This window comes from Pseudonocardia sp. MH-G8 (genome assembly GCF_002262885.1).
Lineage (GTDB): Bacteria > Actinomycetota > Actinomycetes > Mycobacteriales > Pseudonocardiaceae > Pseudonocardia.
This window is the reverse complement of the sequence record NZ_NKYF01000022.1, coordinates 126,551-140,839: the sequence shown is the minus strand read 5'-3', so window position 1 is coordinate 140,839 and position 14,289 is coordinate 126,551. Positions and strand designations below refer to the sequence as shown.

Genomic DNA, 14,289 nt, shown 5'->3' with positions numbered 1-14,289 from the left:
TGGGTACTGCGCGAAATGGAGTAACGGCGTGACGGAACCACAGCCAGGTATCGATACGACCACGCCGCAGTCCCCGCGGGTATGGAACTACTGGCTGGGCGGCAAGGACAACTACGAGGTCGACCGGCAGGTGGGCGACGAGGTCATCGCGATGACCCCCCAACTGCCGAAGCTGGCCAGGGAATCACGGCGTTTCCTCATTCGTGCTGTGGAGTACCTCGCCGGCGAGGTGGGAATTCGGCAGTTCCTGGACATCGGGACGGGGCTGCCGACGGCGGACAACACCCATCAGGTGGCACAGCGCGTCGCTCCCGAATCGAAGATCGTCTACGTCGACAACGATCCGGTCGTCCTCGCTCACGCCCGCGCCCTGCTGGTAGGAACCCCCCAGGGAGTCACCCGGTACCTCGACGAAGACCTTTACGCGCCGGAGAGAATTCTTCGCGATGCCGGCAAGACCCTTGATCTCAATCAGCCTGTCGCCCTGATGCTGATGGGCATTCTGGGCCATGTGGCCGATTGGGATCAAGCGAAGGCGATAGTTCGGGAGCTGGTCAGCGGCCTCCCCTCCGGTAGCTATCTGACCACCTGCGACAGCACCAACGTGCACGACACGGAAGCGATGGACCGGGCGGCGAGCATCTACAATGCGGCCGCGAGTCCACGGATCCATCTCCGCCGGCCGTGGCATTTCACCGAACTGGTCACCGAGCTCGGGCTGGAAGCTGTCGCGCCAGGTGCGGTACCGGTGACGCAGTGGGGAGTCGCCGAGGATCAGCTCGTTCCCCGGCCGGAACCGATCGATGAGTATGGAGTGGTCGCACGAAAGCCCTGAACCTCGCTTTTGAGTCGGAGACGGCTTTGGCTGAGCCTGTCTCCCTGAGGTAGCGACCCGACCGACCGGGGCGAGCCTCTCGACGCCCTGGCGGACAACCAGGATCTGGCACGGGCCGAACCTGCCTGAGCCCACGAGCCCTTCGAAGCGGCGCGGGCGGTCTGGCGAACGACAGCACATCCGCGCCACGGCAGGTGTTGGAGCACGAGGAAACCCCCGCCCAGCCGCCGGTTGCCTAGGTCGCTGCCGGCTCCGGCTGCGACCCTCTCCGGCTGGCCGGCAACCTGAAGTGGTCGCGACGTTCGCATGAAGTTCGACCGCGACGGGGTTGCGCACCCGAGCGCTTGGCCCCAAGCTGGGACCGGTCCCACCATGGGACCGGTCCCAGCGGTCGCTGGGACCGCCCCGGATCCGTGCCTTCTATCCTGAAAGGCCCTTCCCATGCGCTCGTCCAAGCGCTTCAGAGGTCTCCTCGCGGCCGCTGCGGTTGCGGTCGTCGCCGGCAGCACCAGCTGTTCTGCAGGTTCGCCGGACAGCGGCGGCGCCGTGAACTTGAGTCTGATGATCTGGGATCCCGCCCAGACCGCCGGCGTGCAGAAGGCAGTCGATGCGTTCGAAGCAGCCAACCCGAACATCGCCGTCGCGCTCGAGCAGGTCCCGCAGGATCAGTACTACACGAAGCTCGATGCCTCCCTGGGGGCCGGCGAGGGGCCGGATGTGATGTGGCAGAGCTCGAGGGCTCCTGACTACGTCGACGGCGGCGCCTTGGAGCCACTGAACGAATACATCGAGCGCGACGTCGTATCGCTCGATGCGTATCCGAAGGAGCTCACGGGCCTCTACGAGTTCGACGGCCAGCAGTACGGGGTGCCCAAGGACCAGGATGCGTGGACGTTCGTCTACAACGCAGCGGTGTTCGAGGAGCTCGGTGTCGCGGACGTACCCACCGCGGGTTGGACGTGGGCGGACATGGTCCGGATCGCCGAGGAGGTCAAGTCGAAGCAGACCTCGCCGGCTGATGTCCCGCTGTACTACGACTACCAGTTCAACAACGGCGTATCGAGTCTCATCCACTCCCTCGGCGGCGATGTCGTCGTGGACGGGCAGGCCACCGTGTCGTCGCCCCAGGGAACCCGGGCGCTGGAGACCGTCAAGGATCTGCAGGATCGCGAGCTGATCCCGAGGATCGCCGATTCGGCGGACTTCGACGCGGTGTCGTCCCTGATCTCCGGCACCGTCGCGATCGCCGAGATTCCCTCCTGGAACCTCAGTCTCCTGTCGAAGGCCGACGTACCGGCCGGAACATTCCACGTCGTTCGGGCGCCGTCGGTCGACGGGGCATGGGCGACTGACACCAACGGGTTGGCGTACGTGATGAACGCCAACTCCTCCCACAAGGAGGAGGCCTGGCAACTGATCAAGTTCCTGACCTCCGACGCGGGAGCGGTGCTGCACGCCGAGGGGGGAGCGAGCCCGCCGGCGAACGTCTCGGGTGACGCTCTGGCGGCGTTCGTGGACGCGAACGATGCGCTCGCCGGCCTCGCCGACGCGCTCTCTGCGACGCACGAGCAGAGCTACCTCCGCACGTCCACGGAGTATCCAGCGACCCGCTCAAGCCTGCCGGAGATCGACAGCACGGTGATGGGGCCCTTCTACGCGGGGTCGCTGTCGCCGTCCGAGGCTGCGGCGAAGATCGACGAGATCCTCGACGGCGCCTTGCGATGACCGGCGTCACGACGCTTCCCCCCGCGCCCACCCGATCGAGCTCACGCCGGGCCCCCCTGCCACGCGGTCCCGGACGGCGCACCCTCGGGCGTCGGGAGGCCCGGATCGGATACCTGTTCCTGCTCCCCCTGTTCGCCGGCCTCCTCGTCTTCCGCTTCTACGGGTTCGGCTACAACCTGTGGTTGTCGTTCACGAAGGCCGGCGCGTTCGGGCCGCCGCGGTTCATCGGGCTCGAGAACTACCAGGAGTTGCTGTCGGACTCCCAGCTCGCGGTCGCACTGTTGAACACCGTGAAGTTCTGCATGATCACCGTCCCCGTCGTCGTCGTGGTCTCGCTCCTGTGCGCGACACTCATGCAGTACCCGATCCGCGGCGGGTCCGCGTTCCGGGCAGTCGTGTTCCTCCCGGCGGTGTGCCTACCGACCGCGATCATCTTCGTCTTCGGTTGGCTGTTCCAGACCCGCTACGGGCTCGTCAACGCCGCCCTCCATGCACTCGGCGCCCCGCCCGTCAGCTGGTTCGGCAGTGCCACCGGCGTCACGGTCGTCGTCACGCTGATCGTCGTCTACCTGTCCTTCAGCGTCCCGGCAATCATCCTCTTCGCCGGATTGCAGGACATCCCGCACGACGTCTACGAGGCCGCCACGCTCGACGGAGCCGGCCCGGTGCGCCGGTTCTTCTCGATCACCCTGCCGCTGCTGAGCCCGTCGTTGTTGTTCGTGGTTCTCACCACGACGATCAGCACGCTCAAGCTGTTCGACGTCGTCTACTTGTTACTTCCCCCGGAGCAGTCGGTGTCGGTGAACTACGGGATCACCGTGCTGTACTACTACTATCAACTCGCCTTCCTGGGCAGCGGCCAGCGGGGTTACGCCGCCGCAGTCTCCCTGATCCTGTTCGTGCTCATCCTCGGCGTGTCCCTCGTGTTGTTCCGGCTGCAGCGCCGGTTCGTCCACTACGGGGAGGACGGCTGATGCTGCTCCGACACCGTTCCCGCTGGTGGACCTCCGTCACCGCCGCCGTCGTCGGGCTCCTGATCGTGGCGCCGTTCGCGTGGATGGTCGCCACCGGCCTGATGACCACGGGTCAGACCCTCCAGGTTCCGCCGAGCGTGATCCCGGCACCTCCGACGCTCGACGGCACACGAGTGGTGTTCGAGCGCCTGCCGTTCGCGACCCTGCTGGCCAACACGATCGTCGTCTCGGTCGGCCGGGCCGTCGCAACCCTCGCGATCTGCTCGCTCGCCGCGTACGCGCTGGCCGTCATCAAGGTCCCCGGGGCCCGCGTCGTCCTCGTCCTGATCCTGACGCTGATCATGGTGCCGGGAGACATCTTCATCGTCCCGAACTTCGCCATCATCTCCGCGCTCGGCTTCACGGACACGCTCGGCGCGCTGGTCCTGCCGACGGTCTTCGACGTGTTCGGGGTGTTCCTGCTCCACCAGTTCTTCCGGGGCGTGCCGCGGGAACTGGTCGAGGCCGCTCGGCTCGACGGCGCATCGCACCTGCGCATCCTCACCACGATCATCGTCCCGATCGCCCGCAGCGGACTCGTCTCACTCGCGATCCTGACGGTGCTCTCCGAGTGGAAAGAACTGCTCTGGCCGATCGTCGTCAACCGGTCGGTCGACAAACTCACGCTGGGCCCCGGGCTCGCGTTGCTGCGCGGCACCGACACCACGGACTGGAACGTGCTCATGGCAGGAGGCGTCCTCGCCGCCCTGCCGATGATCGTCATCTTCCTGATCCTCCAGAAGCAGTTCATCGCCAGCTTCGCCCGGAGCGGGCTCAAATGAGCCATCCCACCGCAGCCGACCGAAAGGCCACGTTGCCCACCATCGATGCACTGGAGCTGCTGGACGTCGCTCGCGCGGTCGCCGCTGAAGCGGGCGCACTGGCCGCAGACATGCGGAGCACGGGCATCAGCGTGCAGTCGACGAAGTCCAACCAGTTGGACATCGTCACCCAGGCCGACACGGCCGTGGAGGCGCTGATCCGGGAGAGACTGACCTCGGCCCGGCCGGTGGACGGATTCCTCGGTGAGGAGACCGGCGAGACCGCGGGCGCGAGCGGCATCACCTGGATCGTCGACCCCATCGACGGGACCGTGAACTACCTGTACGGATCGCCCTATTACGCGGTGTCCATCGCAGCGACCGTCCAAGAGGGCAACGGGCGGCGCACCTCCCTCGCGGGATGCGTCCACGCCCCGGCCCTCTCGGTGACCTACACCGCCGCGATCGGCCACCCGGCCCGACTCGACGACAGGCCGGTGCTTGTCAACGCGAAGGTTCCGCTCGAGAAGGCTCTCGTCTCCACCGGCATTCCGTACGACCTCGCCCAACGGGCACGCGTCCTCGAGACCATCGCCGCCCTCACGCCACGGATTCGCGACCTCCGACTCGTCGGGGCCGCATCGCTGGAGATCTGCGGGGTGGCGGAGGGACGTACCGACGCCCACTTCCAACGCGGACTCCCGGCCTGGGACTACGCCGCGGCAGCCCTGATCGCCGCGCAGGCCGGCGCCGACGTCCGCGGTGCGAGCGGCGGCCCTCCCGGCAACGAGCTCCTCCTGATCGCCGACCGGCAGCTGGCCGACGAGCTCGATCCGCTGCTCGTCTGACGACGCCGGGCGGGCATTTCACCCGCTCGCCCCCCACGTGAAAGGACGGTGTGATGACGGACTCGCGGGCATTCGTGCTGTGCGGGCATCGCGGCAACATGGCGGGTTGGCCGGAGAACACGCTTTCGTCGTTCGCCGGCGCAGAACTCGCCGGCGTCGACGAGATCGAACTGGACGTGCGCATCACCCGGGACGACGTGCTCGTGGTCATCCACGACCGCACGGCAGCGCGAACCGCGGCAGCACCGACACCGCATCTGCACACTGCGATCGAGGACCTGACGTTCGACGAGGTCAAGAGCATCGACCTGGGCTGCGGCGATCGGATTCCGACGTTCGAGGAGGCGCTCGACGCGACGCGCGTCCTCCTCCAGGTGGAGATCAAGGCGCCGCGCGCCGCCCGTGTACTCGCGAAGTTCCTTCAGAGCCGCACCGGGTCGGATCGAGCCCGTTGCCTGGTGACCAGCTTCGACCCACTGTCGTTGAGCGACTTCATCGCTGAGTCGTCGACGCTCCCGCGGGGGACTGCCCTGCACGTACCGGACCCGGACACCAACTGGCGCGACGATGCCCGGAGGTTGGGTGTCTCGACGGTCCTCCTCCCGCTGGCGACGACGCAGCGACGCCTGGTCGACGAACTGCACGACGCGGGGTACGCAGTCGGCGCGTCGCTCATCGAGGGCCCTGGCGACGTTCGGCGGGTCTGCGAGCTCGATGTCGACACCTCCGCCTCGAACGCGCCGGAATACGCCCGTCGACTTCTCCGGGCGAGCGAACAGTTCATGGCTCGATTCCCCTCATTCGGTAGACGACCGCTACCCGTAGAAGGACCGTCATGACCTCTGCACTCCCCGCAGGTTTCCTGCTCACCGCGCACCGCGGCGCTGTCGACATCGCACCCGAGAATACGCTGCTGGCATTCACCGAGGCCGAGCGAATCGGAATGGACGAGATCGAGCTCGATATCCAGGTCACCCAGGACGACGTGCTCGTCATCGGTCACGACCGCACCTTCGAGCGCGTTGCCGTCACCGATTCGGCACACAACACCGTTCCCGTCGAGCACCTGTCCTACGAGACCGTGCGGAGCATCGATCTGGGCATGGCGCAGCGGGTGCCGACGTTCGACGAAACGCTCGACGCGACCAGCATCCCCCTCCAGGTCGAGATCAAGTCCCCGCGTGCGGCGTCCGGGCTCGCGGCCGCGCTCGCGCGCCGGTCTACCACCGACCGCGATCGCTGCATCGTGACCAGCTTCTACCCACAAGCGCTTGCGGAGTTCCACCGTCATGCCGCGCCGGGCGCGCGCGGGACGGGCCTTCTCGTTGCATCCTTGGACTCCGACTGGCGATTCGATGCCGAGGTGCTCGGGATCCGCAACCTCTACCTCCATTGGCCCGGCCTCACCCGGGCCCTCGTCGACGAACTCCGCGAGCGCGGGCACCGGATCTGCGCATCGATGTTCAACCATGCCGGCGATCTGCGGCGAATCGTCGAGACCGGGGTCGACGGCAGCAGTACCGACAGACCGGTGTTCGCCCGGTCCATCACGGCCGACGGGACCCGACCAGGCACGGCCGAGCTGAGCGCCCATGGCGGATAGCATCTCTGCCATGCCCAGCGGCCCGCGGCCTCGCGGCACCCATCGAGCGAGCACCATCCGCGACGTCGCGTCGCTCGCCGGGGTGTCGAAGTCGACGGCGTCCCGGGCGCTGCTCGGCCAAGCCGGAGTCAGCCCGGACAACTTGGAGAAGGTACGGCAGGCGGTCCTGCGGCTCGATTATGTGCCGAACCAGATCGCACGTAGCCTCTCGGCGAGTTCCCCGACGCTCCTCGGACTCTTCGTGCGGCAATCGGGGTCGCCGTTCTATGCTCAGCTCGCCGGGGCTTTCGAGAGTCAAGCCGGGGTTCACGGGTATGAGGTCCTGTCCGTCTCGTCAGACGACAGACCCGACGAAGCGAACTACCGCTCGTTGATGGTCCTCGCGGATCTTCGAGCCGCAGGGATCGTGGTTGCGACACCCACGGTCGATCCGCGGACGATCCGCCAGATCGCATCGCGTGTCCCGCTGGTGCTCGTCGGACAGATGGGCCAGCCGGACAATCCCGATGTGCCGTTCGTGGCACCGGATCCCACACGCGGCGAAGTACTCATCGACCACATCGCCGGACTCGGCCACGAGTCGATCGCCCTCACCGCGAACCCACCCGAACACTCGCCCACGCAGTGGGCACGAGTCGAACTCATGCAGAAGCAGCTCCAGGACCGGCGGCTCGCCGGACGGTTCACGGTGTTGCAGCCCGGCACGAGTATCACCAGAACGGTCGATGAGCTGCACCGGGCCGGGATCACGGCCATCCTGTGCAACGACGATACGACCGCACTCGACGCGATCGCCGCAGCCGAGCAGCTCGGCCTGTCCGTTCCGCGCGACATATCGATCGCGGGCCACGACGGCATGGCGCCGCTCGATCACGCTGCGATCGGCCTCACCACTTACCGCGTGCCCATCGAAGCGATGGCAGCGGCGTCGGTCGAGCTCGTCGAGAAGCTCGTCCGAGCCGAGAAGGTGACCACCGGCGGCGTCCTGCTGACCGGGAAGTTCATCGAAGGGCGCACGACCGGGCCACCGCCGCCACCCTGACAGCGGATTCGGCGTCGTCGGGGTGATCACGCACCCGGCGGTGGGACGGCAGCACAGCCGGTCGTCAGCCCGGCCGATGCCACGCCGCGTCGGCCTCCCCGGGTAACCACAGGCCGGGCAGGTTCACCACGATCGCCTCCTGGGTGGTGCGGGAGATGACGACGACCGCGTCCTCGTCCGGGTTCGGGTTCTCCTCGCGGTGCGGCACCCAGGGCGGGACGTAGACGAAGTCGCCGGGGCCCGTGCGCATCCGGCGCTCGGCCCCGTTCTCGAGGAACACGAACTCGGGGTGCCCGGACACCACGTAGATCGACGTCTCGGACTCGCCGTGGTGGTGGTCGGCGGAGTTGGTGGCCGGGGCGACGGTCGTGCGGCCGGTCCAGAGCCGGTCCGAGCCGACGGTGCGCCCGGAGATCGCCTCCTCGCGGCGCATGCCGGAGCTCTGGGCCGTGTCGCCGGTGAGCTCGCCCGCGCCGACGCGGTACAGCCGGCTCATCCCACCAGCTCCGCCGCGCGGGCGGCCGTGTGCCGGTTGGGCGGCACCGGCAGGCCGAGGTTGCCGCGCAGCGTCGTCGACTCGTAGGCGCTGCGGACGATGCCGCGCTCGCGCAGGATCGGCAGCACCTCGTCGGTGAACCGCGCGAACTCGCTCGGCACGGTGACGGTGAGGTTCAGCCCGTCCAGGGCCCCGGCCTCGAACCAGCGCTGGATCTCGTCGGCGACGGTGCGAGGCGACCCGACGAACGGGGAGCGCTGTTCCCGCGTCACGTGCTCGACGGTCTGGCGCAGCGTGTAGCCGTTGTCGCGAGCGAGAGCCTTGATCTGCTCGGCGCGGGTGCGGAAGCTCGTCGCGCCGAGGTCGCCCAGCTCCGGGAACGGGGCGTCCAGGTCGTAGCGGCTGAAGTCGTGCCAGCCGAACGGGCGGCCGAACTGGGCGAGGGTCTTCGCGAAGTCCTTGCCGAGCAACGCCTCCTCCTGCCGGGCGCGGGCGGCCTCGTCGGTGTCGGCGATCACCGGGTTCACCCCGGGCAGGATCAGCACGTGCTCCGGGTCGCGGCCCTTCGCCGCGGCGCGCGCCTTGATGTCGCGGGCGAACGCCACGCCCTGCTCGACGGTCGCGGCGTGGGTGAAGATCCCCTCCCCCACGGCGGCACCCAGGTCGCGGCCCTCCTCCGAGTCACCGGCCTGGAAGATCACCGGTTGCCCCTGGGGTGAGCGGGAGATGTTCAACGGGCCGACCACGCAGAAGTGCTCGCCGCGGTGGTCGAGCCGGTGCTGGCGGGCCGGGTCGACGAAGACGCCGGTCGCCGCGTCGCGGGGGAAGGCGTCGTCCTCGTAGGAGTCCCAGAGCCCCTGCGCGACGCGCACGTGCTCGAGGGCGCGCCCGTAGCGGGTGGCGTAGTCGTAGTTCTCCTCGAGGCCGTAGTTGCCTGCGGTGCCGCCGTCGCCGGTCGCGACGACGTTCCAGCCGGCCCGCCCGCCGCTGATCAGGTCCAGCGAGGCGAGCCGCCGAGCCACGTTGAACGGCGAGTTGTACGAGGTCGTCAGGGTGCCGACCAGCCCGATGTGCGTGGTCGACACCGCGAGCGCCGACAGCAGCGTGAGCGGTTCGAGGCGGTTGAGGTAGTGGGGCGGCGAGTCCGGGGTGATGAACTGGCTGTCGACGATGAACACGAGGTCGAACAGCGCCGCCTCGGCCTGCTGGGCGCGGGCGGCGTACCAGCGGATGTCGATGCTGGCGTCACCCGGGACCTCGGGGTGGCGCCAGGTGTCGTGGTCGCCGGGGCCGCCGACGCCCATGAGGACGGCGCCGAGCTTGAGCTGTCTGGGCATGCGGGGGTGCACCCTTCGGATCGGGTGGGAACGGGGCCGGGTCAGCGCGAGAGGGCGCGACAGCCGGCCGACGCCGTGCGCAGCAGGTCGATCGACCGCCGGCGGGTCAGGAGGGCCACGCCGCGATCGTCACACCGTCCGGGGCGGGCGTCCAACAGCGAGTGAGGATCGGCATCGATCGTGGACTCCGATCGATCGGCCGCCGTAGCGTCGCCGGCGTGGGGCGGACGCTGGACCTGGAACACCTGCGCAGTTTCGTCGCGGTCGCCGACTGCGGCGGGTTCCACCGCGCCGCGAAGGCGCTGCACCTGTCCCAGCCGACGGTCAGCCAGCACGTCCGGCGGTTGGAGAGCGTGGTCGGTCAGCCCCTCACCGAGCGCGACGGCCGCCGGTCGCGGATGACGGCGGCGGGCGAGCTGCTGCTCGGCGACGCCCGCCGGATGCTCGCCCTGCACGACGAGACGCTGCGCCGCCTCGGCGCCGACACCGACGAGGACCTGGTCGTCGGCGCCACCGAGCACGCCGCCGACGACCTGCTGCCCGAGCTGGCGAGCGCGCTGGCCGACGACCCGGGCATCGGGCAGGTGCGGTTCCGGCTGGACCGCGGCACGCGGCTGCGCGAGGCGATCGACCGTGGGGACGTCGACGTCGCCCTGCTCCTGGGCGATCCGGAGGACGAGCGCTCGCAGCAGGCCGGGGCGCTGCCGCTGCACTGGTACGCCGCGCCCGGCTGGACCCGGTCGCCGGAGCGGGACGCGGTACCGCTGGTGGCCCTGGACGAGCCGTGCGCGATCCGCACCCGCGCGCTGCAGACCCTCGCCGCGCACGCGACGACCGCGGCGATCACGTGCGAGGCGGCCTACCTCGCGGGCGTGCTCGCCGCTGTCCGCTCCGGCCTCGGCGTGGCGCTGCTGGCCACGGTCGGGCCGGGGCCCGACGGCCTGGTCCGCCGCGACGACCTGCCCGCCGTGACACCGCTGCCGGTGGCGGTGCGGTCCCGGCGCGGGCTGCGCCCGGAGGTCGGCGATCGGGCCGCCGCGGCCATCAGGAACACACTCTCCGCAGGTCACGGCCGGTAATGTCCGGACGATACCGATCATCGCTGCCGATCGACCACGATGTGGATCCGCTATTGGACACCGCGACGCAGCGTCGGTGACACTCGCTGTCGTGCCGCTGACCACGACCGCCCGCCGCGCCGTCCCGCGCCGCGTGCCGTCGTGCCTGCTCACCCGGCGCCGGGTCGTCGACCTCGGCCGCACCGGGTCCGCGGGCTGTCGCCCCTGCTGACGACCCCGTCCGGCTGACGCGCTCCGACGCGTCCCTCCCCGCACCCCGACGCGCCCGCAGCCGGTCGCGCCGGGCCCCGTCCTGTGCAGATCCCTGACCCCAGGAGCGCTCGATGACGCTCGCCCAGCACCCCGTCCAGACCTGGTCGCAGCCGGCCGCGGTGGCGCCGCGCGGCACGCTCGTCGTCGTCCCCGGCCGGGGCGAGCACCCCGGCGTCTACGAGCGGTTCGGCCTGCGCCTGGCCGCCGACGGCTACCCGGTGCACGCGGTCGGCGACCCGGTCGTCGACGCCGCGTCCGCTCTCGCCGCCGTCCGCGCCGCCCTCGCCGACGCCCCGCGCCCGCACGTGCTCGTCGGGTCCGACACCGGCGGGCTGTGGGCCGCCGGGCTCGTCGCCGACGGCGAGGTCGCGGTGGAGGCCCTGGTGCTCGCCGGTCTACCCGGGCCGCCCGTCGTCGTGGGGTCGTGGGAGGAGGAGGTCCTCGCCCGCACCGCGTGTCCGACCCACCAGGGCCGGCTCACCGCCGACCCGGACCTGCGCCGCGGGGCGCTGCGCGAACCCGTCCCCGAGGGGTGGACCGAGCGCGCGCGACCTACCGCGATCGCGGTGCCGGTGCTCGGCCTGCACGGCGAGGACGACTCCGTCAGCCCCTTCGGCCTCGCCCGCGCCTGGTACGCCGACCTGCCCGCCGGACGGTTGGTGCGGATCACCGCAGGCCGCCACGACGCCCTCAACGACCAGACCCACCGCAGCGCCGCCGCCACGGTCGTGCTCTTCCTGGAGCAGCTGCGCTCCGGGCCGGACCTCGCCCCGATCGCGGTCGACGTCCGCTGATCTTCCTGCCCTCGAACATCGGACTGCGCATGAACACCAGACGCCTCAGAGCCGCGCTCGCGGCCGCCTCCGCCGCCGTCCTGCTGCTCGCCGGCTGCGGCGGGGGTGCCGGCGGGAGCGGCGGCCCGACCCTGTCGTGGGCCGTCGAGTTCCCGGCGCACTGGGACCCCGTCGTCCAAGGCAGCGGTGCCGGTTTCCGCGTCCTGTCGCTGGTCTACGCCTCGCTCACCGAGATCGACGAGAACGGCGACGCGCAGCCGGGGCTGGCCGAGAGCTGGACCTACAACGACTCCGGCGACGAGGTCACCTTCCACCTCCGGCCCGGCCTGACGTTCTCCGACGGCACCCCGGTGGACGCCGATGCCGTCGCGCAGTACCTCGAGCGCGCCCGGCACCAGGAGGACTCCGCGCTCGACGGCGACCTCGGCTCCATCGCGTCGGTCACGGCGTCCGGCGCGCAGGACGTCGTGACCGGGCTGACCCAGGTCGACTACCAGATCCCGCTGCTGCTCGGCCAGCGCGTCGCGCAGATCACCAGCCCGGCCGCGGCGCAGGACCTGGACCGGCTCGACCAGTGGCCGGTGGGCGCCGGGCCGTTCGTCGTCACCGACCTGGTGCCGGAGTCGCACGTCGTGCTGGAGAAGAACCCGGCCTACTGGGACGCGGCGAACATCCACCTCGACCGCGTGGAGGTGCACGCCACCCCGGACGCGTCGAGCGTGGTGTCGGCCGTCTCGACCGGCGTGTACGACTTCGCCCCGCTCGCCCCGAGCCAGGCCCGGGCGGCGCAGGCCGCCGGCCTGGACGTCGTCGAGCAGCCGGGGTTCAACGCCTCGAACATCAGCCTGAACACCCATCGCGCGCCCTTCGACGACCCCGCCGTCGTCGATGCGGTGCGCTACGCGGTGAACCGGGAGGAGTTCGTCGACAAGGTCACGTTCGGCCTCGCCGAGCCGACGACCCAGCCGTTCCCGTCGAACTACCTCGCCTACGACCCGCAGTCCGCCGACCTGTGGCCCCACGACCCCGAACGCGCCCGGCAGATCCTCACCGACGCGGGCTACGCGCCGGGCGAGATCCGCGTCGAGCTGGTGGCGCGCGCCGAGGATCCGCAGTCGGAGATCATCCAGAGCCAGCTCGGGGCCGTCGGGATCACCGTGGACATCCGGGTCTCGCCGGACTGGGCCACCCCGTTCTTCGCCAAGGACCTCGCGCTGTCCTGGTACTCGACCACCGGCCGGGAGTCGCCGGTGCAGACGCTCACGGCGCACTTCGGGCCGGAGGGGCCGCTCAACCTCAGCTCGCCCGCCACGCCGCCCGGCTTCGCCGAGGCCGTCGCGACGGCCCGCAGCACCCCGCTCGACTCCCCCGACTACGCGGCGAACCTGCAGGCCGCCACCCGCGCCGGGTTGCAGAGCAGCGCGCTGGTGTTCACCTACAGCCTGCCGAACCTGTTCGTGAAGAGCCCGCGCATCTCCGGCCTGCCGCCGATCCCCGGCCAGGTGCACTGGACGGGTGTGCGCATCGGGGACGCGCCGTGAGCCGTGCCGGCGCGGTCGGCGGGATCGTCCTGCGGTCGGTCGGCGTGTTCGTGCCGGTGTTCCTCGTCGGCACGTTCGTGACCTTCGCGCTGCAGGGGGCGTCCGGCCTCTCCCCCGCCCACCTCCAGCTCGGCGAGTCGGCCACCCCGGAAGCGGTCGCCGCGCTGGAGCACGAGTGGGGTCTGGACCGGCCGTTCCTCGTGCAGTACGGCGACTGGTTCACCGGCGTGCTCTCCGGTGACCTCGGCGCGAGCTGGTACAACGGCGTCGACATCGCCGACGGGCTGGCCTCGCGCGCCGTCGTCAGCCTCTCGGCGGCCGGGCTCGCCCTGGTGATCGGGATCGTCGGCGGGCTCGCCCTCGGCACGCTCGCCGCGCTGCGCCCGCGCACCCTGTTGGACCGCGCGATCACCGCCTGGACCACCCTGATCTCCACGATGCCGCCGTTCGTGGTCGGCATCGCGCTGGTCGCCGTGTTCTCGGTCGGCCTGGGCTGGCTGCCCTCGGCCGGGTTCGTGCCGTTCGAGCGCAGCCCGCAGCTGTGGCTCGCGCACCTGCTGCTCCCGGCGCTCGCGCTGTCGGTCGACACCGTCGCCGACGTCGCGCGGCAGCTGCGCGCCGGGCTGGTGTCGGCCTACCGGCAGGACTACGTGCTCGGCGCGGTCGTGCGTGGGCTCGGCCCGCAGCGGATCTTCTTCCGGCACGTGCTGCGCAACGCGCTCGGCCCGGCGCTGGCCATGCTCGCGCTGAAGTTCCCGAACCTGATCGGCGGCGCCGTCGTCACCGAGGCCGTCTTCGGGCTCGCCGGGCTCGGCGCGTTCGCCGCCGACTCCGCGCAGCGCGGCGACGTGCCCGCGGTGCAGGGCGTCCTCGTCGTCTCGATCGTCGTGGTCGTCCTGTTCAACGTGCTGGTCAACCTGGCGCTGGTCCGGATCACGCCGTCCTCGGCGCGGGGGGTCTGAC

General features: G+C 70.4%; 14 protein-coding genes. 12 read left to right on the top strand and 2 right to left on the bottom strand.

Features of this window, described 5'->3' with window-relative positions; all coding sequences use genetic code 11:
- The first annotated feature begins 28 nt into the window (after window positions 1-28).
- From CFP66_RS34370 to CFP66_RS34335, 8 genes are all read left to right on the top strand, one after another.
- Entirely contained in the window at window positions 29-835 is an 807-nt protein-coding gene (locus CFP66_RS34370) for an SAM-dependent methyltransferase (RefSeq protein ID WP_233159950.1), read from the top strand.
- A gap of 441 nt (window positions 836-1,276) precedes the next feature.
- Entirely contained in the window at window positions 1,277-2,560 is a 1,284-nt protein-coding gene (locus CFP66_RS34365) for an ABC transporter substrate-binding protein (protein WP_094929501.1), read from the top strand.
- Complete coding sequence (locus tag CFP66_RS34360) at window positions 2,557-3,534, top strand: carbohydrate ABC transporter permease (protein WP_094929500.1); 978 nt, start codon at window positions 2,557-2,559, stop codon at window positions 3,532-3,534. Before CFP66_RS34365 ends, CFP66_RS34360 begins: the two co-directional genes overlap by 4 nt.
- On the top strand, window positions 3,534-4,355 hold the full coding sequence (locus tag CFP66_RS34355; RefSeq protein WP_094929499.1) for a carbohydrate ABC transporter permease: 822 nt from the start codon (window positions 3,534-3,536) through the stop codon (window positions 4,353-4,355). Before CFP66_RS34360 ends, CFP66_RS34355 begins: the two co-directional genes overlap by 1 nt.
- Complete coding sequence (locus tag CFP66_RS34350; protein ID WP_094929498.1) at window positions 4,352-5,182, top strand: inositol monophosphatase family protein; 831 nt, start codon at window positions 4,352-4,354, stop codon at window positions 5,180-5,182. The genes CFP66_RS34355 and CFP66_RS34350 overlap by 4 nt, the downstream gene beginning before the upstream one ends.
- 53 nt (window positions 5,183-5,235) lie before the next feature.
- Complete coding sequence (locus tag CFP66_RS34345) at window positions 5,236-6,021, top strand: glycerophosphodiester phosphodiesterase (protein WP_094929497.1); 786 nt, start codon at window positions 5,236-5,238, stop codon at window positions 6,019-6,021.
- A complete protein-coding gene (locus CFP66_RS34340) occupies window positions 6,018-6,785 on the top strand; it encodes a glycerophosphodiester phosphodiesterase (protein ID WP_094929496.1) in 768 nt (255 codons plus the stop codon). The genes CFP66_RS34345 and CFP66_RS34340 overlap by 4 nt, the downstream gene beginning before the upstream one ends.
- Window positions 6,786-6,795: 10 nt before the next feature.
- Window positions 6,796-7,827: a LacI family DNA-binding transcriptional regulator gene (locus CFP66_RS34335; RefSeq protein WP_158228319.1), complete on the top strand. Its 1,032-nt coding sequence runs from the start codon at window positions 6,796-6,798 to the stop codon at window positions 7,825-7,827.
- 64 nt (window positions 7,828-7,891) lie between these two features.
- Here the strand turns inward: CFP66_RS34335 and CFP66_RS34330 are convergent, their stop codons facing one another.
- Together CFP66_RS34330 and CFP66_RS34325 are read right to left on the bottom strand one after the other, a co-directional pair.
- Window positions 7,892-8,323, bottom strand: a complete 432-nt coding sequence (locus CFP66_RS34330) for a cupin domain-containing protein (protein WP_094929494.1) — start codon at window positions 8,321-8,323, stop codon at window positions 7,892-7,894.
- Entirely contained in the window at window positions 8,320-9,660 is a 1,341-nt protein-coding gene (locus CFP66_RS34325; RefSeq protein WP_094929493.1) for an NtaA/DmoA family FMN-dependent monooxygenase, read from the bottom strand. Before CFP66_RS34325 ends, CFP66_RS34330 begins: the two co-directional genes overlap by 4 nt.
- A 218-nt stretch (window positions 9,661-9,878) precedes the next feature.
- Between CFP66_RS34325 and CFP66_RS34315 the strand changes: the two genes are divergently transcribed.
- From CFP66_RS34315 to CFP66_RS34300, 4 genes are all read left to right on the top strand, one after another.
- Window positions 9,879-10,739 (top strand): LysR family transcriptional regulator, encoded by an 861-nt coding sequence (locus tag CFP66_RS34315; RefSeq protein ID WP_094929491.1) that lies wholly within the window; start codon window positions 9,879-9,881, stop codon window positions 10,737-10,739.
- A gap of 323 nt (window positions 10,740-11,062) precedes the next feature.
- Window positions 11,063-11,785 carry an alpha/beta hydrolase gene (locus CFP66_RS34310; RefSeq protein WP_094929490.1) on the top strand — a complete coding sequence of 241 codons (723 nt, stop codon included), beginning with the start codon at window positions 11,063-11,065 and terminating at the stop codon, window positions 11,783-11,785.
- A 29-nt stretch (window positions 11,786-11,814) separates the two neighbouring features.
- Window positions 11,815-13,326, top strand: coding sequence for an ABC transporter substrate-binding protein (locus CFP66_RS34305; RefSeq protein ID WP_094929489.1), 1,512 nt, complete (start codon window positions 11,815-11,817; stop codon window positions 13,324-13,326).
- Window positions 13,323-14,288, top strand: coding sequence for an ABC transporter permease (locus tag CFP66_RS34300; protein ID WP_094929488.1), 966 nt, complete (start codon window positions 13,323-13,325; stop codon window positions 14,286-14,288). The genes CFP66_RS34305 and CFP66_RS34300 overlap by 4 nt, the downstream gene beginning before the upstream one ends.
- Window position 14,289 lies beyond the last annotated feature (1 nt).